Annotated in this window: 21 protein-coding genes; 8 read left to right on the top strand and 13 right to left on the bottom strand. The window is 42.3% G+C overall.

Going from position 1 to position 23,575, the window contains the following annotated elements; genetic code table 11:
• Positions 1–357: 357 nt before the first annotated feature.
• From pssA to rluD, 4 genes are all read right to left on the bottom strand, one after another.
• Positions 358–1,149: a CDP-diacylglycerol--serine O-phosphatidyltransferase gene (gene pssA, locus Q0688_RS16815; protein ID WP_299079497.1), complete on the bottom strand. Its 792-nt coding sequence runs from the start codon at positions 1,147–1,149 to the stop codon at positions 358–360.
• Positions 1,150–1,326: 177 nt separating this feature from the next.
• Positions 1,327–3,897, bottom strand: coding sequence for an ATP-dependent chaperone ClpB (gene clpB, locus Q0688_RS16810; protein ID WP_299079494.1), 2,571 nt, complete (start codon positions 3,895–3,897; stop codon positions 1,327–1,329).
• Positions 3,898–4,096: 199 nt separating this feature from the next.
• On the bottom strand, positions 4,097–4,771 hold the full coding sequence (gene pgeF / locus Q0688_RS16805; RefSeq protein ID WP_367179814.1) for a peptidoglycan editing factor PgeF: 675 nt from the start codon (positions 4,769–4,771) through the stop codon (positions 4,097–4,099).
• An 89-nt stretch (positions 4,772–4,860) separates the two neighbouring features.
• Complete coding sequence (rluD, locus tag Q0688_RS16800; protein ID WP_299079488.1) at positions 4,861–5,844, bottom strand: 23S rRNA pseudouridine(1911/1915/1917) synthase RluD; 984 nt, start codon at positions 5,842–5,844, stop codon at positions 4,861–4,863.
• A 172-nt stretch (positions 5,845–6,016) separates the two neighbouring features.
• On the opposite strand from rluD, the gene Q0688_RS16795 reads away from it, so the two are divergent.
• The 4 genes from Q0688_RS16795 to Q0688_RS16780 all read left to right on the top strand — a co-directional run bounded on the left by Q0688_RS16795 (position 6,017) and on the right by Q0688_RS16780 (position 12,345).
• Positions 6,017–6,790 carry an outer membrane protein assembly factor BamD gene (locus Q0688_RS16795; RefSeq protein WP_299079486.1) on the top strand — a complete coding sequence of 258 codons (774 nt, stop codon included), beginning with the start codon at positions 6,017–6,019 and terminating at the stop codon, positions 6,788–6,790.
• A 523-nt stretch (positions 6,791–7,313) separates the two neighbouring features.
• Complete coding sequence (locus Q0688_RS16790) at positions 7,314–7,913, top strand: PEP-CTERM sorting domain-containing protein (RefSeq protein WP_299079483.1); 600 nt, start codon at positions 7,314–7,316, stop codon at positions 7,911–7,913.
• 144 nt (positions 7,914–8,057) lie between these two features.
• Positions 8,058–11,822, top strand: a complete 3,765-nt coding sequence (locus Q0688_RS16785; protein WP_299079480.1) for a M4 family metallopeptidase — start codon at positions 8,058–8,060, stop codon at positions 11,820–11,822.
• 61 nt (positions 11,823–11,883) lie between these two features.
• Positions 11,884–12,345, top strand: coding sequence for a hypothetical protein (locus Q0688_RS16780; RefSeq protein ID WP_299079477.1), 462 nt, complete (start codon positions 11,884–11,886; stop codon positions 12,343–12,345).
• Between the two features lie 30 nt (positions 12,346–12,375).
• Here the strand turns inward: Q0688_RS16780 and Q0688_RS16775 are convergent, their stop codons facing one another.
• Together Q0688_RS16775 and pomA are read right to left on the bottom strand one after the other, a co-directional pair.
• Positions 12,376–13,278 carry a flagellar motor protein MotB gene (locus tag Q0688_RS16775; protein WP_299079474.1) on the bottom strand — a complete coding sequence of 301 codons (903 nt, stop codon included), beginning with the start codon at positions 13,276–13,278 and terminating at the stop codon, positions 12,376–12,378.
• 3 nt (positions 13,279–13,281) lie between these two features.
• A complete protein-coding gene (gene pomA, locus Q0688_RS16770; protein WP_299079471.1) occupies positions 13,282–14,046 on the bottom strand; it encodes a flagellar motor protein PomA in 765 nt (254 codons plus the stop codon).
• 303 nt (positions 14,047–14,349) lie between these two features.
• Here pomA and xseB point away from each other — a divergent pair, with 303 nt between their 5' ends.
• Genes xseB through dxs form a run of 3 tightly spaced genes read left to right on the top strand, consistent with a single transcriptional unit; the run spans position 14,350 to position 17,401 of the window.
• Positions 14,350–14,592, top strand: a complete 243-nt coding sequence (gene xseB / locus Q0688_RS16765) for an exodeoxyribonuclease VII small subunit (RefSeq protein WP_299079468.1) — start codon at positions 14,350–14,352, stop codon at positions 14,590–14,592.
• On the top strand, positions 14,592–15,482 hold the full coding sequence (gene ispA, locus Q0688_RS16760) for a (2E,6E)-farnesyl diphosphate synthase (protein ID WP_299079464.1): 891 nt from the start codon (positions 14,592–14,594) through the stop codon (positions 15,480–15,482). Before xseB ends, ispA begins: the two co-directional genes overlap by 1 nt.
• Positions 15,483–15,538: 56 nt before the next feature.
• A complete protein-coding gene (gene dxs / locus Q0688_RS16755; protein ID WP_299079461.1) occupies positions 15,539–17,401 on the top strand; it encodes a 1-deoxy-D-xylulose-5-phosphate synthase in 1,863 nt (620 codons plus the stop codon).
• A gap of 3 nt (positions 17,402–17,404) precedes the next feature.
• On the opposite strand, the gene Q0688_RS16750 is transcribed toward dxs, so the two are convergent.
• Positions 17,405–17,950 (bottom strand): hypothetical protein, encoded by a 546-nt coding sequence (locus Q0688_RS16750; RefSeq protein WP_299079458.1) that lies wholly within the window; start codon positions 17,948–17,950, stop codon positions 17,405–17,407.
• A 299-nt stretch (positions 17,951–18,249) separates the two neighbouring features.
• Here Q0688_RS16750 and Q0688_RS16745 point away from each other — a divergent pair, with 299 nt between their 5' ends.
• Positions 18,250–19,104 (top strand): outer membrane beta-barrel protein, encoded by an 855-nt coding sequence (locus tag Q0688_RS16745; protein ID WP_299079455.1) that lies wholly within the window; start codon positions 18,250–18,252, stop codon positions 19,102–19,104.
• On the opposite strand, the gene Q0688_RS16740 is transcribed toward Q0688_RS16745, so the two are convergent.
• The 6 genes from Q0688_RS16740 to ribBA all read right to left on the bottom strand — a co-directional run bounded on the left by Q0688_RS16740 (position 19,101) and on the right by ribBA (position 23,534).
• Positions 19,101–19,910, bottom strand: coding sequence for a caspase family protein (locus Q0688_RS16740; RefSeq protein ID WP_299079452.1), 810 nt, complete (start codon positions 19,908–19,910; stop codon positions 19,101–19,103). The two genes, Q0688_RS16745 and Q0688_RS16740, sit on opposite strands and share 4 nt — an antisense overlap.
• Positions 19,911–19,922: 12 nt before the next feature.
• Complete coding sequence (locus Q0688_RS16735) at positions 19,923–20,405, bottom strand: phosphatidylglycerophosphatase A (RefSeq protein WP_299079449.1); 483 nt, start codon at positions 20,403–20,405, stop codon at positions 19,923–19,925.
• A gap of 26 nt (positions 20,406–20,431) precedes the next feature.
• Entirely contained in the window at positions 20,432–21,394 is a 963-nt protein-coding gene (gene thiL, locus Q0688_RS16730) for a thiamine-phosphate kinase (RefSeq protein WP_299079446.1), read from the bottom strand.
• A 57-nt stretch (positions 21,395–21,451) separates the two neighbouring features.
• Positions 21,452–21,874, bottom strand: a complete 423-nt coding sequence (gene nusB, locus Q0688_RS16725; RefSeq protein WP_299079443.1) for a transcription antitermination factor NusB — start codon at positions 21,872–21,874, stop codon at positions 21,452–21,454.
• The gene (gene ribE / locus Q0688_RS16720; RefSeq protein WP_299079440.1) at positions 21,875–22,351 is read right to left on the bottom strand and encodes a 6,7-dimethyl-8-ribityllumazine synthase; all 477 of its coding nucleotides are present in this window, start codon (positions 22,349–22,351) and stop codon (positions 21,875–21,877) included.
• 82 nt (positions 22,352–22,433) lie between these two features.
• The gene (ribBA, locus tag Q0688_RS16715; protein ID WP_299079438.1) at positions 22,434–23,534 is read right to left on the bottom strand and encodes a bifunctional 3,4-dihydroxy-2-butanone-4-phosphate synthase/GTP cyclohydrolase II; all 1,101 of its coding nucleotides are present in this window, start codon (positions 23,532–23,534) and stop codon (positions 22,434–22,436) included.
• Between the last annotated feature and the right edge of the window lie 41 nt (positions 23,535–23,575).

Genomic DNA, 23,575 nt, shown 5'->3' with positions numbered 1-23,575 from the left:
GTTCTAATTGTTAAAGAGCATGCTAACTGCGTTAGCGGCTTAAGATGCTGTCCGTGGACCCTCTCAAGCGGGAGGCGAATAATACGGGATTTTGAATCACTGTCAACAAATAATTCAAAAAAAGTTAAATTAATTTGAAAATTAATAGTTATAAACAGGGAGTTCATCTTAATAACATAGGAAAAAGCAGTAATTATCTAAGGTAATATTCATAATTCAGACAAAAAAAAGACACTCCATTGAATTGAGTGCCTCTTTACAAAAATGGTAATATCTATATATTTTAGTTACTTACAGTAAAACACCATTACCAAAGTGGTAAAAACTTAGAGTAAGCTTAATAAATAACCATAGATACTATTTATCTTCAGTTTTCTTGTCTTCTACAGAGCTGCACTCTTCATTATGCTCTTCAGCATCACCAACAACATGTTCCAGCCTGACTTTATCCACTGTTCTAAAAGTATTAATGGGCCCCGCAAGTGCATATAAAGCAAAGACTACAAACAACACCAATGCTGGCTCAGTCGCCACCACTACAAAAATCAACATAATAAGTAACAAGGCAACAAAAGGCACTTTGCCGTGTAAATTCAATTCTTTAAATGAATTGTATTTAAAGTTACTTACCATCAACAAACCTGCAATACCGGTAATAAGTGCAACAATAATTCCGTAGTCTTGGCCGTTAATATCATATTCTACTCCTACCCATATTAAGCCAGCGACTAAGGCAGCAGCGGCTGGGCTTGCTAGCCCCTGAAAATATCGAGTATCAGCAATGCCAATTTGTGTATTAAATCTAGCCAGCCTTAACGCTGCCCCTGCAACGTATATAAAGGCAGCAAGCCAACCAATTTTACCTAACCCCGTCAACCCCCAATTATAGGCAACCAGTGCTGGTGCCACACCAAAAGAGACCATATCAGCCATAGAGTCGTACTCAGCGCCAAACTCACTCTGAGTATTAGTCATTCTAGCCACTCGACCATCTAGGCCATCAAAAATCATCGCCACAAATATAGCTACAGCAGCCGCTTCAAAACGACCATTCATAGACGAGACTATGGCGAAGAAACCAGAAAATAGTCCCGCTGTGGTTAATAAATTAGGTAAGAGGTAAATTCCTCTACGTTTTTGTTCTGTCATTACTGCACTTCCACTAGCGTCAAAGTTTAATCATGATTGGAGTTTATCTTGTTTACTCTCCAAAGGCATAGAAATGATCGTAACCAACCCTAAACAATCGCTACTTTCTCTAATAATCGAAACGTCTCAATAAACTAATAGAGGTGTAATTCCAAATCTAACAGCAAACTTTTAAACCTAATCTATTGTGATCTCTGAATCTTTTATATCAATCTTAATAGTGCCATCTCCTTTCAATTCCCCTGACAATATTTTCTGTGCCAGTGGATTTTCAATTGCTGTTTGGATAGCCCGCTTCAATGGCCTAGCCCCATACACCGAGTCAAATCCCGCATCGGCGATTTTGTCGAGTGCTGCTAGGCTTAGTTCCAATTTGTATCCTTTTTCCGCCAATCTTTCTCTTAGTGTTCTCATTTGGATCTTTGCAATGGAAGTGATCTGCTCTTTACCTAAGGGGTGGAAAACAACAAGATCGTCAACCCGATTAAGAAACTCTGGTCTAAAATGTTCGCCAACGGCCGTCATAACTAAACTTTTCATTTGCTGATAGTTACTTTCACCGCTGACTTCTTGAATAATATCTGACCCAAGATTAGAGGTCATAATAATGACTGTGTTCTTAAAATCCACAGTACGCCCTTGACCATCGGTTAACCGGCCGTCATCCAATACTTGCAGTAAAATATTAAACACATCTGGATGGGCTTTCTCCACTTCGTCCAATAAAATGACCGAATAGGGTTTGCGCCTTACGGCCTCGGTTAAATAGCCTCCTTCTTCATAACCCACATACCCCGGAGGTGCTCCCACTAGACGAGATACCGAGTGCTTTTCCATAAACTCAGACATATCGATACGCACCATGGCATCTTCAGTATCGAACAAAAAGTTTGCCAATGTTTTGCACAACTCCGTTTTCCCAACACCTGTTGGTCCTAAGAATAAAAAAGAGCCTATAGGACGATTAGGATCAGATAAACCAGCCCTAGAACGGCGAATCGAATTAGCCACTGATGTGACTGCTTCACTTTGCCCTACTACGCGCTTGTGTAACGCCGTTTCCATTGACAATAACTTGGCTTTTTCGCCCTCGAGCATTTTGGAAACAGGTATCCCAGTCCAACGAGATAGGACGTCAGCAATTTCGTTCTCAGTTACTTTATTTTTTAACAGTGTGGTTTCTTGGGTTTCAGACTCAGAAGCCAACTCAAGTTTAGATTCAAGTTCAGGAATGCGGCCATATTGGAGTTCTGACATGCGACTTAAGTCAGAAGCTCTACGGGCGATTTCTAAGTCAAGTTTGGCTTGTTCTAATTCGGAGCGAATTGACTGAGTGCCTTGCATCGCCTGTTTTTCAGACTTCCAAATAGTTTCAAGTTCTGAAAACTTATGTTCTGCTTGTTCTCGTTCCAGTTCAATTATTTCTAAGCGTTTGTGGCTTGCTTCATCCTTTTCTTTAGCTAGGGCCTGTTCTTCTAATTTCAGTTGAATAATTCGCCGCTCAAGCTTATCCATATCCTCTGGTTTTGAATCCATTTGTAAGCGAATACTCGATGCCGATTCGTCTATTAAGTCAATGGCTTTGTCTGGCAATTGTCTATCGCTAATATATCTGTGAGAAAGTGAAGCCGCGGCTACAATAGCAGGGTCGGTAATTTCTACGGAATGGTGCAGTTCGTAGCGTTCTTTTAATCCCCTTAAAATGGCAATAGTATCTTCTACACTTGGCTCATCAACTAATACTTTTTGAAAACGGCGCTCTAGGGCGGCGTCTTTTTCGATGAACTGACGATACTCATTAAGGGTAGTGGCTCCAACACAATGCAACTCTCCTCTGGCCAAAGCAGGCTTTAGCATATTACCCGCATCCATGGCGCCTTCACCTTTACCTGCTCCCACCATAGTATGTAATTCATCGATGAAGAGGATCACTCTGCCTTCTTCTTGGCTCAATTCATTCAGAACCGCTTTTAACCGTTCTTCAAATTCTCCACGAAATTTTGCACCCGCTATTAATGAGCCCATATCCAGTGACAATACCCGTTTATTTTTTAAACCTTCTGGTACTTCTGAATTAATAATACGTTGCGCCAGCCCCTCAGCGATGGCGGTTTTACCTACGCCTGGCTCACCAATTAATACTGGATTATTTTTGGTGCGGCGTTGTAATACCTGAATAGTTCGACGTATCTCATCATCTCGTCCAATTACGGGGTCTAATTTACCTTGCTCGGCACGCTCAGTGAGATCGGTAGTAAATTTATCTAATGCTTGGCGTACATCTTCCGCATTTTGGTCGGTCACTTTCTGCCCACCTCGCATTTTCTCAATAGCTTTCTCAATTTTTTGTTGATCAGCGCCAGACTGCTTCAATAAATCACCTAAACTGCCTTTATCTTGCAAAGCAGCCAGCACAAACACTTCTGAGGTGATGTAATCATCTTTGCGCTGTTGCGCAATTTTGTCGCAAAGGTTCAGTAAAACAACACTGCTTTTACCCAGTTGCACATCGCCGCCCATTCCCGACACTCTAGGCAACTTATCAACTGCTTCTGATAGTGCCGAGCGCAAGCTATTTACATTAATGTTGGCTTGATCTAACAAAGGCCGCACTGAGCCACCTTGTTGATTCAGCAACGCGGTCATAAGGTGAACTGGCTCTATATATTGATGATCTCGCCCTAATGCCAAAGATTGGGCTTCTGAAAGGGCCATTTGAAACTTATTTGTAAAACTTTCTAAGCGCATAAAATTACTCCACTGCGACTTTGTATAGATTTGTTATGGGTACCATTTGCGAGCAATTCAAGTATATTTTTTCACCTCATTGCTTTTACCACAGACAAGTTTATGCATTTAACAAGTCACTTTTTTAGACTCGTAAATAGTGTATTAATATATGATAATTAAAAGAATTTACTGATAAAGATCAAGAAAGTAACAATGTTCAATCTAGATAAATAGCGCTAACGACCCTGCCCGTTGCGGCAGTTGCAGAGGCTTTCATATTTGCCTGATGTGATGCTCGGCGGTGTGAAAAAAACAGCTCAGATTGTTGATAGGTACAATATTCTCCACCATAGATTTGAGTTATGCCAAGAGCCAACATTTTTTGCTTGGCAATTTGATACAAGTCGACAAAATATTTTTCTTGGTTACTATTATTATTGCGCTTAAAAGCAAGAGAATAATCGCGAAAAGCGTGCTTAACCTCACTGCCCACTTCGAAATAATTTTGACTAATAGCGGGCCCCATCCACGCCAGCAAAGGTTGAGCATCAGTAGGCATTGCCGCTAGGGTATTTTCTATCACACCATTAGCTAATCCACGCCACCCAGCATGCACGGCTGCCACATAAGTGCCTTGCTGATTGCATAACAAAATGGGTAAACAATCTGCCGTCATCACAGCGCAAACTAGGTGTTTTTGGTTAGAGAAACACGCATCTGCTGACAAATCTACCCTATCAACATCACGGCCTAAGTTAATGCAAACGTTGCTATGGGTTTGATTAAGCCAAACAAAATTCTCAAAATTAGGAAGTTGTTGCCTATTTTTGTTAACGACCTTTGGATTGTCTCCAACATGTTGCGCAATATTCAACGAATCAAAAGGGGGCAAACTAAAGCCCCCACTTCTATAACTTGTAAAGGCCCGAACATTTTTAGGCGCAGGCCAATTGGGATATATAAATCGGGGCTGACTCAAAATTACACTTCGCCGCTGCCATGCTCTGCTTTGTCTTCTCGTAAAACATCTAGAAGTTCAGTAAAGTCTTGTGGGAGTGGTGCTTGCCAACTCATCCATTCCCCTGTAACTGGGTGGGTTAACTCTAATTGAATAGCATGCAATGCCTGACGACGAAACTGTCTTAACATTTCCACCATGTTTTCATTACAGGCTTTAGGTGGCCTAGGTCTACCACCGTACGCTTGGTCTCCTACCAATGGATATCGAAGATGAGACATATGTACGCGGATTTGATGGGTACGTCCCGACTCCAATTTTAAGCGGATATAGGTGTGAGCCCGAAACTTCTCTTTTACGCGGTAGTGGGTCATGGCTGGTTTGCCTGATTCTCGCACTGCCATGTTGGTACGTTTGGTTTGATGTCGACCAATAGGTGCATCAACTGTACCACCGGCAACCATAGTCCCCACCACAACAGCCTCATACTCTCGGCTGATTTCTCTGGCTTGCAATTGTTCCACTAAATGGGTTTGTGCAGGGATGGTTTTTGCTACCACCATAAGGCCAGTGGTATCTTTATCCAGTCTATGCACAATTCCGGCGCGGGGCACATTTGCAATTTCTGGCGCGTGATTGAGTAATGCGTTCAAAACCGTGCCATCACTATTGCCTGCGCCTGGATGCACAACTAAGTTCATGGGCTTGTTAATCACCAAAATATGTTCATCTTCAAACACTATGTTTAGGTCAATCTCTTGGCCTTGATGTTGTACTTGTACTTCAACTTCAGCGTCAATTTCAATTTTCTCATCACCTATTAATTTTTCTCTAGGTTTGTTGAGTATTTGACCGTCAACTTTTACATAATTAGCCAAAATCCATTCTTTTATACGTGATCGTGAATAATCTGGGAACATTTCAGCTAAAGCTTGATCTAATCTTTTGCCAAACAAGTTTTCAGGCACAATAGCCTGCAATTGAATTTTTTCATGTGCGGTAGACATGCATTTAACATCCTGAATGTGTTTCGTTACGATTTATATGTGCATAGCCCAATTTGCTAGGGTAGAATGCGCTGTAGTTATCGATTTGGTAAAACGCTATTCTAACGGATTTTTAATCCTAATGAATCAGGCATCACCATTCGAATTCGAATTGAGAGTAAATAAGAGCGATATGATCAGTAAAAACAACCTAAAAAATATTTTGTTAAGCAGTGTTCTAATTGTGTTAGCTGGGTGTTCATCGTCTCCAGAAGACGAAGATGTCGATTTAGTGCTACGCAATAAAAGTGCTCAAAGTTTGTATGAAGACGCTAAAGAAAAAATGCGGCTTGGCAATTATAATGCCGCCACCGCAGCGTTAAGCGCATTGGACTCACGTTTTCCCTTTGGCCCATTGTCACATCAAGTGCAATTAGACCTTATCTATGGCTACTACAAAACAGGAAAAACAGACGAGGCTTTAGCGACCATTGATCGCTTCACTAGGCTCAATCCAAACCATTCAGACGTAGATTACGCTTTTTATATGCGTGGCTTAACTAATATGGAAGTGGATAGCAATCTTTTCCAAGAATTGGTAGGCATTGACAGATCCGACCGTGATCCTAGCAACTCACGTGAAGCATTTAACGATTTTAGACGTTTGATTGAAAAGTATCCTAATAGTAAATACGCTGCAGATGCGCAAAAGCGTATGCTGCATATTAAAAGTCGTTTAGCGAAATACGAGATATCCATTGCTCGATATTATATGCGCCGCGATGCTTATGTAGCCGCCGCCAATCGCGGTAGATATGTAATCGAACATTATCCTGACACCACTCATGTACAAGAAGCTTTGGAAATAATGGTGGAGTGTTACGACCAATTGCAATTGGAGGATTTAAAGAGAAACGCCATGAAAACCCTTAAATTGAATTATCCCAATAGCAGTTTTATTAGTTAACAAGTCTACAAATTCAAAGAACGCGCTTTCGGCGCGTTTTTTGTATATATTACGCTCGGTAACACCTCGTTTTATCTTTATAGCTTTTGCACTATCTGTCACATTACTGGCGTTCTTTAATGAATCCCTTATTTCTGATAATTGATATAACAATCAATTGCTTACTTATTAACCAATAAGCATTATTGTGCAATATTTGTGCTCTTAACTAAACCAAAAACAGTTTGTTCTGCCTACTAAACTGTTTAAATCTAGCTTCTCCCAGCTTCTTAATGTCCGTTTTTTTTACAACTTAACAATTAAAAAACATTTGAAAAAGTGTAACAGATTGTAATCAAAAGATATTTTTTGATTGGCAAGGGTTATGCATAAAATTGTTTGTAACACCTGTGTAGCATATTTTTAACATGCTGGGTTTGAGCTTTTTTAATTGACACTTAAGGAAGGACAAAATCAAAACTGTTAGTAAGCCGCACATAAAATCAACAATTGTTTTTAATAGAATTAGAAGAAGGAAGTATTTATGAAAGTAGTAACTCGTTTGGTATTAGCGGTGAGCTTCTTGCTTGTTAGTACAGCAAGCTCTAGTGCCATTATATCACTTACACCTACTACCCAAGGTGCACATACAGGTGATTTGATATCCGCAACCGTGATGATAAGTGGCTTAGGTCAGGGCACAGATTTCACTCTTGCAGGGTTTAATTTAGATGTAGGCTTTGACTCAAGTGCGTTGTCTTTTGTTGGCTACAACTTGTTTGGTGGCTTAGGAGAAAATATTTCTACGGATCCAGACGATTGGCTCTCTGATGCTACCGATTTGAGCGGCGGCTATGATGGTGCAGGGTCTGTCAACCTCTATGAAATTAGCTGGCTTCTTGACGATGCCCTTGAAGCTATGCAAGACGCTAGCTTCGCTTTAGCAGAAGTGTTTTTTACACTTGACTCAACATCTGGTACTACAGATCTATCATTAAGTGTTAATGAACTTGTAGCTGCTAGTGGTGATGGCGCTGCTATTCCATTTACAGTTCAAGGCGCTTCAGTGACTGTTCCTGCCCCTTCTACAATAATGTTAATGGGTCTAGCTTTAGTAACATTGTTAGTAAGAAGAAAAGTATAACTAAAAATATATAAAGGCCTGACTAGTGTCAGTCTTTATTGGCTTCACATTACATAATAATAAAAATTCATTAAAAATCTGTAATAAGCAGTCCAGAGAATTTAGGAATTTTAAAAATTTCAACGTCAATACTAGGAAATACATATGCATAATGTTAGTAAAATTGCAGCAGTATTGTGTTTAACTTTAAACACATCCATGGCCCTAGCTGATAAAGCAACAGGCGCCGAAAACCTTATAGCGGATACCGCAGGTACCGCACAAATCAGTGTCGATAAAAACACTGGGTACGCCCGATTTATTCGTCTTGCCCCCACTAAAACACAAAATCGCTCACTTAAAACACAATCACGCAGAGCAGCGGTCAATACTGATGACATTTCTTTGTCATTTTTACGTGATTATGGCAGTGCTTTTGGAATAACAAATGCTTACTCTGAGTTATCATTAAAAAGTTCTAATACCGACCATATGGGCGGTAAACACAGTGTTTTTGCACAGAACTTTAAAGGTCTGCCGGTCTTTGCGGGTGAGTTAAGAACTCACTTTAATGCAGCTGGAGAGATGATTGCAGTTAATGGTAATTTTGTTGCCAATATTAAAGTCGGTACGACTCCAAGCCTAACTTCAGCTCAAGCAGAGCAACTTGCTTTTAGGAAAGTCAGTCAAAATCCAGCACAACTGATCACGACAGAAAGCCTAGCCAATGCGCAAAACAAGACATCCAACTTAAGCGCAAAATCTAGTACTTTAATGATTTTCCGAGAAGGCCTAGTTAAAGGTACGCCTGGGGCAGATTATTTAGTATACGAAGTAGAAGTGGTAAACAAAGCCGGTGATGTACGTGAATTTGTATACGTAGATGCCATTAAGGGCGGTGTTGTTGACCAAATTACTGGTACTCACGATTTAGAAGTTGACCGTAGAGCCTTTGATGCTGAAGGTCAACCGCATCCTGGTCCTAACTATGCCGCTAATCCATTTTGGGTTGAAGGTCAGGATTTACCAACAGGAAATGTTGAAGCAGACAACATGATTAATGCTTCTAAAGAGACTTATGATTTCTTTGCTAACTCTTTTGGTCGAGACTCTTTTGATGGCATAGGTGGCACAATGGACGCCATATTTAACCGTGGTGATTCTTGTCCTAACGCTTCTTGGAATGGTGTTTACATTTCTTTCTGTCCTGGTTTAACCACCGACGATGTTACTGCTCACGAATGGGGTCATGCCTATACTCAAGAAACTAATGGCTTGATCTATCAGTGGCAATCCGGTGCTTTAAATGAATCTTTTTCAGACATTTGGGGGGAAACTGTTGATCGACTTAATGGCCGAGATGATACAACTGATCCAGTAACGCCTCGTACCGACGGAAGCTGTTCAATTTATCAGGAAGGATCAGGCGATGATAGCGTTCGTTGGTTGTTGGGTGAAGACTCGACCGCTCCTGGATTAACGGGTGCGCTACGTGATATGTGGAACCCAAATTGTGCCGGTGACCCAGCTAAAGTGACAGATGCACTGTATCACTGTGATACTTCAGACTTTGGTGGTGTGCACATTAATTCAGGTGTACCTAACCGTGCTTATTCTTTGATGACTGACGGCGGCACTTACAATGGTTATACCGTTGCAGGCATTGGCTTAACTAAGGCAGCTCATATCCACTGGGCAGCGCAAAACATGCTTACGCCATCCAGTAACTTTTTTGATCACGCTGATGCATTAGAAGCCTCATGTAGTGCTTTAGAAGGTATAGATCTCGCAAGCTTAACCGATGGTTCGCCTTCAGGCGAAATGATCACTGCCAGCGATTGTGCAGTAGTTAGCGATACCATTGCTGCCGTTGAGTTCCGTGTTTCTCCAGTAGAACAATGTGGTTTTGAACCTATGTTAGCTGAAGCGCCACCACTTTGTGATGGTTTAGGTGACGTAGAATCATTCTACGCTGCTGATTTCGAGTCAGGTTTACCTGCTGGGTGGACTGTGAGTTCGCATGATGTAGCAAACCCTGCCACTTTCGACAGCCCAGGCTGGTTAGTAACAGATGCGATACCTTTTGGTTCTAACGGTACTAAAGCTGCCTTTGCACCAGATCTTCTATCTGGTGATTGTGCTGCCGATACTGAAGCGGGTGCCGTCAATATGGACAGCCCTGTAATAGAGCTACCTGTTGGTGAAATTCCACATCTGGCATTCAACCATTGGGTTTCTACCGAAGCTACTTGGGATGGTGGTAATCTTAAAATGAGTATTAATGGTGGGCCTTTTGTTGTTGTACCAGGCGCAGCTTATTCATTTAACCCTTATAACGGTGCTTTAGCAGCAGGCGACAATCCATTAGCAGGTGAAGAAGCCTTTACTGGTACCGATGGCGGCAGCTTGAGCGGAAGCTGGGGTCAATCACAAGTTGACTTATATGGTTTAGCTTCTCCTGGCGATACCGTGCAATTACGTTTCGACTTTGGTACTGATGGTTGTAACGGCTCTACAGGCTGGTACGTTGAAAGCGTTGAAGCTTATTCTTGCTCTACTGAACAACCACCAGTTTGTGGTGACGGTATACTTGATTTAGGCGAAATGTGTGACGACGGTAACTCTGCAAATGGCGACGGTTGTTCTGCTACTTGTCAAGTAGAAGATGGTTTTGTTTGTACTGCACCAACAGAAGCAGTTGACAGTACTAATGTTGTTGCCGATTGGAGCTTTGAAGGCGGGGTTCCTAATGCAGAATGGTTAGCGACTTCTACCTTTGGGGGCATTGACGGCTTCCCACTTTGTGGCGCTGGTAATGGCTGTCCTGCAGCTGGTGTTGCCACTTCAGGTGGTTGGTCTGTTTGGGTTGGTGGATTGGCAGGTATAACCAGCAGTGTCACTCAAGACGTGATGATCCCATCAAGTGCAACAGAGATAACCCTTAATGTTCAAGCTGCACTGTGTGACTCTCCAGATGATTTCATTCATGTTCTTATTGATGGTAATGAAATTGGCAAGGTAGATTGTTCGGTAGTTGACGCTGGGTTTGTTCCTCGTAGTTACGCCATTGCTCCTTACAATGATGGCGCAATGCATACCTTGTATATTGGTGGTACAGCTAGCGGAACAAATGGCACTCACTCTAACTTCTTTATCGATGATGTGGTGATTGAAGACAACATGGCTCAACCTGCTATGCCTAGCGTATGTACTGAATACGTAACAGAAGTGGCTTGTAATGTAGAGCCCGTTGGATTTGATGGCGGCATTCCTACTAGCTGGTCGGTGGTAGATAATGCTGGCACTGGCGTTGTTTGGTCTAACATTGCTGATTCTGGCATAGCCGGTAACGGAACAGGTGGTGCTGGTGATGCAGCAACAGCTAATAGTGATGCATTCGTTTTCACTGAATTTGATACTGAGTTACATTCTAATTCAGTTGACCTAAGTGGTTGGACTGGAGCATCGTTAGAATTCCTTGTAGATTACAGAAATCTAGCTAATTCAGATTTCCTTAACTTGGACATCAGTACCGACGGCGGCAGTAGCTGGAACAACTTGCTTACTTGGAATGATAGTCATAGAGCTGAAGCTGTTTCAGTTGATTTGACTCATTATGCAGGTGAGTCTGATGTTAAATTACGCTGGCACTACTTCGATCCTAATTCAGGTGATTGGGATTGGTTTGCTCAAGTTGATGATGTTTCTTTAACTTGTAGCAATGAGCCACAAGCCCTTAGATGTGATGTTGATTCAGATGGAGTTGTTGACCGTACTGATGTTAATATGATCTTATCTGGACGTAACGAAACGCCAGCACCAGGGGATGTTCGCGACAATGATGGTGATGGTGCCATTACTATGTCTGATGCCCGTCAGTGTATGGCTGTATGTACTTTACCGCGCTGTGCTTCGCCAGCACCGCAGTAAATCATAACTTAACACTCAAAAGCTCGGCGTAAGTCGAGCTTTTTTTTTGGGGAAAATATATATGTATAAACTCACTTTTATTGCCATCATCCTTTTATCTGGCTGTATGACAGGCAAAGAAACAAAAGCTGATACCCAGTCTAAAGCTGAGGTATTACCCGAAGTACAGCAACAAACTTCGCTCAATTCAGTAAGTCAGCACGCGTTAGGATCTGAAGTCACCTTAAGTGCAGGGGAAGAGTTAGCTTATCAAGAGATTAAATTGGCAGTGATTGCCGTGGAAGATTCTCGTTGTCCTACAGGCGAACAATGTATCTGGGAAGGTCAGGTGAAAGTCACGCTTGAGGTATCCAATAACCATTCAGAAAAAACAGTGGTTACCTTGCTAAACCAACCTAAGTCTGCCACTGCGAATGCCTTAGGTTATAGAATTCGCTTAGTGGATGTGGCGCCTCATCCCAAAAAAGGAAAAGTGATCCCGCAGCTTTCGCAGATCATTAAACTGCAAATTGACAAAATCTAGTCTTTGGGATGGATTGGATTAATCTAAATTTTACTCTAGCACTGATATTGGATCTGAAACTTTAGGTTTACCTTGATTAATTGAAATCTCCACCCGCCTATTGCGACTGCGATCTTGTGCTTCGTTACCATCGCTCATAGGCGCTGTATCGGCTTTGCCAACTACAGACATGCGGCTTTCATCGAAGCCTTCTGCACGCCTAAGCTCTTCGGCCACGGCTACTGCTCGCTGCGACGATAAATCCCAATTAGAACGGTACAACTCATTGGAAATTTGCTGACTATCACTGTGCCCAGAGACTTCTATATCTCCGGGCATATCTGCTAACAATTCTCCGATTTTTCTTAGAATAGGAATAAACTGCGGCTGTAAAAACGCTGAGCCTGCGGAAAAAGAGCCATTTTCTCGAATACGAATAGTAATTTGCTGACCTAGCGACTCCATTTCAATGGCGCCATCAATGATTTCTTTTTCTAATTGCTGGGCAACTTTACGCATCCTCTCAGAAACTTCTTGACTGGTCGTTTGTTGCTCTGCAGCCGTTTGTTGGGCCGCACCACCTCTTTGTTCACCACGTTGCTTCTGGCGACCACCTGCTGAGTCTTCACTGCCCGCTTGAAACTCAAGCATTTCTTGAGTCATATCTGTGGTTTGTTGCTGAATAGTGTCGATAGGTGTGGGCTCTGGGCGTCCAGGGCGAAATTCCATAGCTATCACGCTGGTTCCTTTAGGAATGTCCTTTACTTCAATTTTATTTTGCACCCCAAAGGCAAACTTCATCGAACCTGCGATTTGTTTGAACTTAAGTACATCCATCTCTGAGAAAGACAACAGCAACACGAAGAAACACATCAACAGTGACATTAAGTCGGCAAAGGTTCCCATCCAAGCTGGCAGCCCTTCGGGTGGACATTTAGGGCATTCATCGGCCATCAGTTATTCTGCATCTTCTGCTGCACCGCGTTTACTGGCGGCGAGATAGTTTTTCAATATGCCTTCAATAACACGAGGGTTTTGTCCATCGGCTATACCAATAATGCCATCTAACACTAGGCTTTGATTGAGTTTTTCTTCATCTGCTCGATTGCCTAACTTAACGGCGACCGGCAAACAAAATAAATTGGCGAGCATGGCGCCATATAAGGTAGTTAAAAGTGCCACTGCCATAGCTGGCCCAATTGACTTAGGATCGTCCATGTTTGACAACATAGCAACCAGACCAACCAAAGTCCCTATCATTCCCATTGCTGGTGCAACATCCCCCATACCTTTAAAAATCGACTTACCAAATTCGTGTCTTTCAGATGTCATGGAAATATCTTTGCTTAAGGTTTCTCTGACCACTTCAACATCATGGCCATCTACCAACATATCCACCCCTTTTTGCATAAAAGGGTTTTCTATTTCAGCTTCTTCCAACGCTAAAAATCCCCCTTTACGGGCAGCGTCTGCCATTTCAACTATCTTTTCAATTTGTGATTCGGGCGTATCTATTTTAAACATAAAGGCCTTACCAACCACCTTACCCGCCCCAAAAAATTGTCCTAAGGTATATTGAGATAACACCACAAATAAACTGCCGCCAAATACAATCAGTATCGAAGGTACGTTGACAAACATGGCAATATCACCACCTTGGATCATTGCCATGATGATTAAACCAAGAGCGCCAAGAATACCGATTATGGTTGCTAAATCCACACTATGCTCCCCAAAATAAAGGTATAAATACTACATTCAAAGACTAAAGATTCAGCCTTTTGTTAACTTTAGGTATCCACAATAAACTTAAAAGGTAATAAAATTAACTGTTTATCAATTTATTTTATCGACAATCCTGAATAATTCTATAGCCACCATTCAGGTTACTGGTGTTAAGGCTAGCGTTTTCGCACACCAGACGTTTTATTTCATCTGTTTTCGCCTTGAGTTTGAAAAGTATTTGACCCTATTTTTCCCCTCAGGTAAGGTGCGTGCCACTTCAGAAATCGATTGAAGAGTATTATGACAACCCGTAAAAAAGCAGAATCACTCACCTTTGAACAATCTATGCAAGAGCTAGAAACATTAGTAGCCAAGATGGAGCAAGGCGATCTTCCCCTTGAAGATGCACTACAGAGTTTTGAACGAGGTGTGCAGCTAGCCAGACATAGCCAACAAAAGCTAAAAGATGCAGAGCAAAAAGTGCAAATTCTTACCACTCAAAATGGGCAGCAAACCCTAGACGTGTTTGAAACAGATAACTAATGAACTTATCCACCTTTCAACAGGTTAGTTGCGATACTGTCAATTCAACCTTAAGCCAAGTGATAAACAGCCTACCTGACCATGCGAAAACGCTTAAGCAAGCCATGGAATACTCCCTTTTAATGGGGGGAAAAAGAATGCGCCCCTTTTTAGTATTTGCAACAGGCAAAATGCTCGGGGTTAAAGAGAGCGATCTCCAAGGCCCAGCGGCGGCCATTGAAGCGATTCATGCTTTCTCACTTATTCATGATGATTTACCGGCAATGGATGATGATGCGCTTAGGCGGGGGCAACCCACTTGTCATATTCAATTTGACGAAGCCACAGCTATATTGGCCGGTGACGCCCTGCAAACTTTGGCTTTTGAGATATTGTGCAACCATCCACTTTCACACGACTTAGCCTTAAAACGTATCGATTTGGTCAAAATTATCAGTCAAGCGGCTGGATACAACGGTATGTGCGGTGGCCAAGCTATGGATTTAGCCGCAACTGGCCACTCAGTCACGCAGCAGCAACTCGAAAATTTACACAGTAAAAAAACCGGGGCTTTACTCATTGCTTGTGTAGAAATGGCCATCACCTTGGCGTCAGAAATATCAGCTGAAAATCGTCAGCATTTGATGAGCTATGCCAAAATTATTGGCCTGGCCTTTCAAGTTCAAGATGATATTTTAGATGTAGTGGGTGACTCTTCGGTACTAGGAAAACCGCAAGGTTCAGATCAGGCCCAGCTCAAAAGTACCTATCCAGCTTTATTAGGATTAGAGCAAGCGCAACGTTATCTTGAAGATCTACAGCAACAAGCACTTCAAGCTTTGCGTGCTTTGCCTTACAATACCCAGATGTTGGTTTCTTTTACCGACTTTGTTATCCACCGTCATTACTAAATTGCATAGTAAGGACCGCTGGATAAAATGAAATTTACTTAGTTGATACCCATTTAATGACCTTAGATATTGCTCACTACCCTATCCTCGCTCAAGCTGATACTCCTCAGCAGTTAAGAGAATTATCCCAAGATAAACTACAGCAACTGAGTATTGAGTTACGACAATATTTATTGACTAGCGTAAGCCAAAGCAGTGGCCATTTTGCATCAGGCTTAGGCACAGTCGAGCTAACGGTCGCCTTGCACTACGTATACAACACCCCCTTTGATCGTTTGTTATGGGATGTGGGTCATCAGGCATATCCCCATAAAATATTAACGGGTCGTCGAGAGCGTATGCCTACCATTCGCAAAAAAGGTGGGTTACATCCCTTCCCTTGGCCACCCGAAAGTGAATATGACACCTTTGCCGTTGGCCACTCTTCTACTTCAATCAGCGCCGCATTAGGCATGGCCGTTGCGGCCGAAAAAGAAGCTTCAGGTCGCAAAGTAGTAGCAGTTATTGGTGATGGCGCCATGACTGCGGGTATGGCTTTTGAAGCGTTAAATCATGGCGGCGACATTAGTAAAAATTTGCTGGTGGTGTTAAATGACAATGAAATGTCTATATCTGAGAATGTTGGCGCTTTAAATAGTCACTTAGCCAGACTCCTAACCGGCAACTTTTTTAACTCCATCCGAGATGGCGGTAAGAAGTTACTAAGCAATGTCCCGCCCATTAAAGAATTTGCCAGCCGCGCTGAAGAACATATTAAAGGCATGGTAGTGCCAGGCACCATTTTTGAAGAGCTAGGCTTTAAGTATATTGGCCCCATAGACGGTCATGACGTCAATGGCGTAGTGGACACCTTGCGTAATATGCGCAATATAAACGGCCCACAAATACTCCATGTGGTCACTAAAAAAGGCAAGGGATACCAATCGGCCGAACAAGATCCTATTAAGTTTCATGCGGTACCTAAGTTCAACCCACAAGACCAAGCATTACCTAAAGCCGCGCCCAGTAACCCAACTTTCTCGGCGGTATTTGGGGATTGGTTATGCGACATGGCAACACAAGACTCAAAGTTAATGGCGATTACCCCAGCGATGCGTGAAGGCTCGGGTATGGTTAAGTTTTCCCAGCAATTTCCGTCACAATATTTTGATGTAGCCATTGCCGAACAACATGCCGTCACTTTTGCTGCCGGTCTTGCAAAAGAAGGCTTGAATGCTGTGGTGGCGATTTACTCAACCTTTTTACAACGCGCCTATGACCAACTTATACATGATGTGGCTATCCAAAACCTTCCGGTTTTATTTGCCATAGATAGGGCTGGGTTAGTGGGTGCAGATGGCCCGACTCACCAAGGCGCTTTTGATATCCCGTTTTTACGCTGTATTCCTAATATGATCATTATGGCGCCGTCAGATGAAAACGAATGCCGCCAAATGTTGTACACAGGGCACAAACTACAAAAACCAGCAGCCGTAAGATATCCTCGCGGCTCTGCAACTGGTGTTGTTCCTAGCCAACAAATGCAAAGCTATGAATTAGGTAAAAGTCGCACCATTAGAGAAGGAGAAAAAGTCGCTATTCTCAATTTTGGCATTTTATTGCCTTATGCTCTTGAAGCAGCAGAAAAAATTAATGCCACTGTGATTGATATGCGATTTGTAAAACCCTTAGATACCAACATTATTAACCAGCTTGCTGCCACCCATGAGGTGTTTATGAGTATTGAAGACGGCGCTGTAATAGGTGGTGCTGGCAGTGCGGTAGCTGAATATCTAATATCCAGCCCACACAACAGTAAACTCATCCAACTTGGACTGCCTGATACATTTATTATGCAAGGTACTCAACAAGAAATGTATGCCGAGCTAGGACTAGACAGTGACGGCATACTGTCAAAATTGGCTGCATTCAAGGCGTAACGATTAACAGAGTAAGTTAGGGCTATAAAACTGGGTGATTTTTCGAAATTGATTGGGATTATGCCACTCGGTTCGTACTTTACAAATATAAGGGTAATAAGTGTGCACAAGATCTTGCGCATTTGTATCAAAAAACTGCTCGGCTACATCTGCTTCGCATAGCGCCATTTCACGACACATAATAATTTGTTCATAGAAAGTAAAAAGTTGTTCTAAGGCACCATTTAATTGGTCTTCATCAATCTGTTTTAAAATTTCATTTTCATACTTTGCCGCTAAGTCTTTAGCTTGAATAGTGGGATCTTGTAAAATTTGATTCAATTGAATGGCGTGTTTTTTCTGGGACTCGGTAATTTTTACTCTAGCCGCTACTAACATACTATTACCTTGGTAGCGTTCCACAAATGCCATAGATCTATCCACTCGCACCGCAGATTTATGCTCCAAGTATTGATAGATCCCAAACAAACCACCAATCACTACAGCTATTGCCGCCACCCAAGTTCCGGCTACTTCGGCGAGTTGAAGTTTTAATTCTTGTTCGGTCATTTTTTACAAACGGGTAAATTTTTATTAACTAGGCAGGGGTTATATCCACGATCCTCACCATTGTCAGCTTTTTTTACACAAGTTTGGTTCGCGTCATCTTTGCAATGTGATCCCTTATCTTGCTCTGGCGTACTTTCACAAGCGACTAAAAATAGCGTACAAGTAGCACATAAAACAAACATTCGTCGCAATAGAAAATAGTTCATAGGATTTCCAATCGTTGGGGTTTATGATTAACACTATACTAATATTTATGCGTAGTTAATGTAATAGTGTTTAAATAAAAATTAAGGGTAATCATGCATATAAGAACAAGCTGTGGTGTTTCTTGTTGGTCATTATTGTTAGTGTCACAAAGTGTCTTGAGCCAAGAAAGTTTTGACAACATCCGAGTGGTAACAGGTTTATCCCTAGGTTACAGCGACTTTTCGTTTCCTGAAAAACTCGATCACAATATTTCATTTCCTAGCGCCAACATTCCTATTGCCTTAACCACCAATAACTGGCAGCTTTCATTAAACGCCAGCAGTACCCTTACCGATGCAGATATTGCAGAAGAAGAAGATATAGGAAAGGCATCACGAAAAGATTTAGATGTTACTTTAGGTTATAGAGTCGACAAAAACTGGTCACTGTTTGCTGGACTTAAATATGGTAAAACCGACATGGCTTTTGTTCCTAGAGACTTAGATGAAGAGATTGAAGAAGATAACGAACTAGATTTGGATGAAGATGATGGACCAGATGAAGTAGATGCACCAGATATTGTTGAACTAAGCAACGAAAGCTACAGTCAAAAAGGCCCTTTTATTGGTGTGAGTTACAGCTGGAGGTTTGAGAAAGCGGGAAGCCTAAGTGTTTCATTGGCATACGCCTCTTTAGAGGCAACTAACCAATTCTCTGCGAATACTGACGATGACGACGAGGAAGATGAGTTGCCAGAATTTGATGATTTGAGCGGTCGAGTAAAAGGCGATACAAAAGGTTTCAGCTATGGGCTAAGTTGGACTATGCCACTTTCAAGCAATTTGTTGTTTCAAACCCGATTTAAGATCAATGACTACCAACAAGATATAATGGTTGATGGGGAGCGTTTTGAGAATATCGACGAAACCTTTACCACCTTACACATTGGTCTGGCTTATGTCTTCTAGAAAGAAATTAAATCTGGGATGTCGCGATTTTTTGGTGGGCTAAAAAACACTTCATTCAGCAAGGAGGAGTGCTCCCAAGGTATCTGCCTATTGGCCGTTTCTTTTGCCACTGCAGATCTGACTTTTTTAAATACTTCTTCAACTCTCACTTGTTTCGCTATATGTTGCAGCAAATGCTTAGTATACACACCGTTTTTGTCTGCCCCATCGGCCGCCACGCCTCCTGGTGCCGTTGCAAAGGCAATCATTGTATTTGACGGTGCTTTAACTGGCGCTAAGCCTTGGGACATATTGCCATTGTTTGCAACAGCGTTGCTTTCGAATGGGTTATTACGGCATGCATCCAGAATAATAATACTTTGTAAGTCAGGAGATTTGTTGATCTCGGTAAACAAACTATCGACTTTATACAAACCAGACATAAATTCTGAATAATTGTCGAACTTCATAGCCAAAGGCACAATATAGTTGTGGTGATTAACTTGAATAGCATGGCCTGCATAGTAAATTAGCGCTAACTTATTCGAATATTGGTCTTTTTGGACTTGGCTATAAAACCGTTGCACTTGGCTAGTCAAATCAGACAAATTACCATCTTTGAATAAACTAACCTGAAATCCCAATGCAGTTAAACTCTGAGCCATGGCATTAGCATCGTTGCCGGCATTTTTTAGGGGGGCGGTGCGGTAGTTAGTATTACCTATCACTAAGGCAAAACGTTTTACATCTTGCGCTGCTGCACAAGTCTGTAAGGATAAGGAGATAAGACAAGTGCAAAATAACAATCTAATCTGGTTACTTAACATTCAAACCCCTTATTAAACTAAACACAGCCCTAAATGTAACACACCTAAAGCAAACACCCCTGCTAAAACATCATCAATCATAATGCCAAAGCCACCATGTACGTGTTTATCTAAATAACTGATAGGCCATGGTTTTAGAATATCAAAAAACCGAAACAGCACAAAACCAGCTAATAAAGTTTGCCAACTCAAAGGCACAGCCAGCATAGTAATCAGCATACCTGCAATTTCATCCCAAACGATAGATGAGTCGTCGTGTACCCCCATATCATGTGCGGTTTTTTCACAGATCCAAATACCAATAATACTCACCAATACAGTGACCATTAAGTAGCTTGAAACATGACTGAAGTAAGATAAGGCGATAACTAATGGTAACGCCGCTAAGGTTCCAAAGGTACCTGGCATTTTTGGCGCTAAACCACTGCCAAACCCTAGTGCTAAAAAATGCACAGGATTTAGTAAGCTAACACGGGCTCGTATTGCCTTATCCACAGTTAGACTCCTCGTAACTGACTCAATTAAAAGTGCTGGTAACCTTCGGCACTGGATTCAAAGGGTTTGTCGTTTTGACGCAACTCCAATTTACCCATATTGCCGTTTAACTGGCCAATATAGGTAGCGGGCACATTGGCACTGGCTAAGGTGGTTTCTAAATGCCCTTTTTGCTCTTCACTCACAGTGAACAACAGCTCATAATCATCTCCCGCACTTAAGGCATAGTCTATTGCTTGGCTACTGCTCACCGAAACTTTTAAGGCTTGAGACAAGGGCAACTTATCGACATGTAATGTAGCACCACATTGAGAAGCCTTAAGGATATGTTTGATATCAGACACCAAGCCATCTGAAATATCGATACAGGCACTGGCCAAACGCCTTAGGCTAGTACCGGCCATTAACCTTGGTGTTGGGTAATGCAGACGATTTAGCAAATATTCTCGATTAAGCTGGTCATTTACAACACATTTGTTTTGGGCGATATGTAAACCTAACCCCGCATCTCCTAAAGTGCCTGTGACATACACTGAATCACCAGGTTTGGCCTGACTGCGAGTTAATGCTTGATCAAATGGTACAAAGCCCTGAGCCGTAATAGTAATAGCCAGCGGCCCTTTTACTGTGTCGCCGCCAATAAGTTGCACTGAATAATACTCGGCATGCTGCTGTAATCCAGTCGAAAATGCCTGTAACCAAGCTTGATCAACTTCAGGTAAGCTCAACGACAAACTTATCCATGCGGGTTGTGCGCCCATAGCGGCTAAATCACTCAGATTAACGGCGATGGCTTTTTGGGCGATAGCATGGGGTGAGGTATCTGGCAAAAAATGCACACCACTTAACAAGGTATCAGTGGTGGTCACTAAGGCTTGTCCTTGAGGGACATGAGTGACAGCGCCATCATCGCCAATTCCGATAATCACGTCTTTACGTTGAATACTTTTTGCCTTGAAAAAGTCTTCAATCACATTAAATTCTTTCACTGTTGCTACTTAGAGTTAATAAGCTGGGAAAATTTGCCCATAGCCTATACAAATAGGCTAGGACAACTCATCTTTGCGAAGAGTTTTAATCGCTTTGTCTAGTACACCATTCACAAACTTATGACTTTCTTCTGCACCAAAAGATTTCGCCAACTCAATGGCTTCATTGATGACCACCTTATATGGGACATCAATTCTTGCGGTCAGTTCGTAAGTCGCAATTCTGAGAATAGCGTACTCTACAGGATCGAGCTCCTCAGGCAGGCGCCCAAGGTAAGGCTTAATTTTTTTATCCAAGTCTGCACAATCTTTCACTACAGCGCGTAACAATTCCAAAAAGTATTCGGTGTCTACTTTCTGCATATTGTTATTGGTAACTATACTCAGCTCAATTTGCTCAACTGGATTCTGGGTCATTTGCCATGAATACACCGCTTGAACGGCAAATTCTCTGGCTAGATGGCGAGCTTTAGGTTTCACCTATTTGGCCTCTGCAATATTAGCTAATACATTGACCATTTCCAGCGCACCTACAGCTGCATCTGCGCCTTTATTTCCGGCTTTTGTACCAGAGCGCTCGATGGCTTGTTCAATGCTATCTGTGGTAATGACGCCAAATGAAACTGGAATGCCATATTCTAGCGATACTTGGGCTAGGCCTTTATTACACTCACCCGCTACAAAATCAAAGTGTGGAGTACCACCTCGGATAACAGCACCTAAAGCGATAATGGCATCGTATTTATTTTGTTCGGCAAGTTTTTTAGCAGCAATAGGTAACTCATATGCACCAGGTACACGTACCAATGTGATATCTTGCTGGTTTACTTCGCCTTGCCTTTCAAGGGCATCTAAAGCGCCATCTACTAAACTTTCAACCACAAAACTGTTAAAGCGAGCGACCACAAGCGCAAATTTTTTGCCTGTTGCGCGCATATTACCTTCGATAATATTCATCTAAAAACCTTACTTGAAAAATCGGCGCGCAGTTTAGCACATCCGTAATGGGAAAGATTGAGAATTTTAATGCTTATACATTCTAAATTTCGACGTACTCTACCACTTCTAATCCATAGCCCGATAAGGCGTGGTATTTTTTAGGTTTGCTTAACAAGCGCATTTTACGCACACCTAAGCTGGCCAATATTTGACTGCCGACCCCTATGGTTCTTGACGAGCCTTTCCAGGGTGCATGAGTGGGTGTTTCACCATTGTCTTCGGCGGCAAATTGTTTAACTTGGTGCAATAAGTCTTCATCTTTGCCCAACAGCACTAATACGCCGCCATTGTCTGCAATATATTTAATGGCTTGAGGCAAGCCCATGCTGCGAGAAATAGAACGCTGTGAGCCTAATAAATCGCTAAAGCTATTAATCAAATGCACCCGTACTAAAGTGGGCGTTTCTGAGTCGATATCGCCCTTACACATGGCAAAATGTACTTGATTATCGATCACGTCTTTAAAGGTCACTAAATCAAAATCACCGTATTCAGTTGGCAGTTTACATCTAGCCACCTGCTGAATAGTGGTTTCATTTAAATTGCGATATTCAATTAGATCGGCAATGGTGCCAATCTTCATATTATGTTTAGCGGCAAACACTTCTAATTCTGGGCGTCTGGCCATGCTGCCGTCTTCGTTCAGTATTTCAACTATCACAGATGCGGGTTCACAGCCTGCCAATCGTGCTAGATCGATACCTGCTTCGGTATGCCCAGCACGGTTCAATACGCCACCTTCTTTACCAATGAGTGGAAAGATATGCCCAGGTTGTACTATGTTGCTAGCGTCTGCATCTTTGGCAACAGCCGCCAATACAGTTTTGGCACGGTCTGAGGCTGATATGCCTGTGGTCACACCTTCTGCGGCTTCGATAGAAACCGTAAAATTTGTGGAAAATTGCGCGCTATTGTCATCCACCATCAAAGGTAAATTTAACGCCTTACAGCGCTCGGCTGTCATAGGCAAACACACCAGTCCGCGGGCATGGGTCACCATAAAGTTAATAGCTTCGGGGGTCACATGTTCGGCGGCCATAATCAGGTCGCCTTCGTTTTCGCGGTCTTCGTCGTCCATCAAAATAACCATTTTACCTTGGCGGATATCTTCGATTATCTCTTCACTGCTATTTAATGGCATGTCTACTATCTTCTTGTGATTTGTTAAATGTGTTGCTTACG

It is taken from the genome of uncultured Paraglaciecola sp., from assembly GCF_937123705.1.
In the GTDB taxonomy this organism is placed as follows: Bacteria; Pseudomonadota; Gammaproteobacteria; order Enterobacterales; family Alteromonadaceae; genus Paraglaciecola.
Note: the sequence above shows the minus strand (reverse complement) of the source record. Positions and strands in the feature narration are given on the sequence as shown.

What these genes read in the sequence shown, in the direction of transcription:
- Q0688_RS16780 (WP_299079477.1), top strand. Translation starts at nt 11,884, where the DNA reads ATGTATAAACTCACTTTTATTGCCATCATCCTTTTATCTGGCTGTATG.
- Q0688_RS16775 (WP_299079474.1), bottom strand. Translation starts at nt 13,278, where the DNA reads ATGGCCGATGAATGCCCTAAATGTCCACCCGAAGGGCTGCCAGCTTGG.
- Q0688_RS16745 (WP_299079455.1), top strand. Translation starts at nt 18,250, where the DNA reads ATGCATATAAGAACAAGCTGTGGTGTTTCTTGTTGGTCATTATTGTTA.
- Q0688_RS16750 (WP_299079458.1), bottom strand. Translation starts at nt 17,950, where the DNA reads ATGACCGAACAAGAATTAAAACTTCAACTCGCCGAAGTAGCCGGAACT.
- clpB (WP_299079494.1), bottom strand. Translation starts at nt 3,897, where the DNA reads ATGCGCTTAGAAAGTTTTACAAATAAGTTTCAAATGGCCCTTTCAGAA.
- Q0688_RS16785 (WP_299079480.1), top strand. Translation starts at nt 8,058, where the DNA reads ATGCATAATGTTAGTAAAATTGCAGCAGTATTGTGTTTAACTTTAAAC.
- Q0688_RS16795 (WP_299079486.1), top strand. Translation starts at nt 6,017, where the DNA reads ATGATCAGTAAAAACAACCTAAAAAATATTTTGTTAAGCAGTGTTCTA.
- ribE (WP_299079440.1), bottom strand. Translation starts at nt 22,351, where the DNA reads ATGAATATTATCGAAGGTAATATGCGCGCAACAGGCAAAAAATTTGCG.
- ispA (WP_299079464.1), top strand. Translation starts at nt 14,592, where the DNA reads ATGAACTTATCCACCTTTCAACAGGTTAGTTGCGATACTGTCAATTCA.
- pssA (WP_299079497.1), bottom strand. Translation starts at nt 1,149, where the DNA reads ATGACAGAACAAAAACGTAGAGGAATTTACCTCTTACCTAATTTATTA.
- Q0688_RS16740 (WP_299079452.1), bottom strand. Translation starts at nt 19,910, where the DNA reads ATGTTAAGTAACCAGATTAGATTGTTATTTTGCACTTGTCTTATCTCC.
- xseB (WP_299079468.1), top strand. Translation starts at nt 14,350, where the DNA reads ATGACAACCCGTAAAAAAGCAGAATCACTCACCTTTGAACAATCTATG.
- rluD (WP_299079488.1), bottom strand. Translation starts at nt 5,844, where the DNA reads ATGTCTACCGCACATGAAAAAATTCAATTGCAGGCTATTGTGCCTGAA.
- ribBA (WP_299079438.1), bottom strand. Translation starts at nt 23,534, where the DNA reads ATGCCATTAAATAGCAGTGAAGAGATAATCGAAGATATCCGCCAAGGT.
- Q0688_RS16790 (WP_299079483.1), top strand. Translation starts at nt 7,314, where the DNA reads ATGAAAGTAGTAACTCGTTTGGTATTAGCGGTGAGCTTCTTGCTTGTT.
- dxs (WP_299079461.1), top strand. Translation starts at nt 15,539, where the DNA reads ATGACCTTAGATATTGCTCACTACCCTATCCTCGCTCAAGCTGATACT.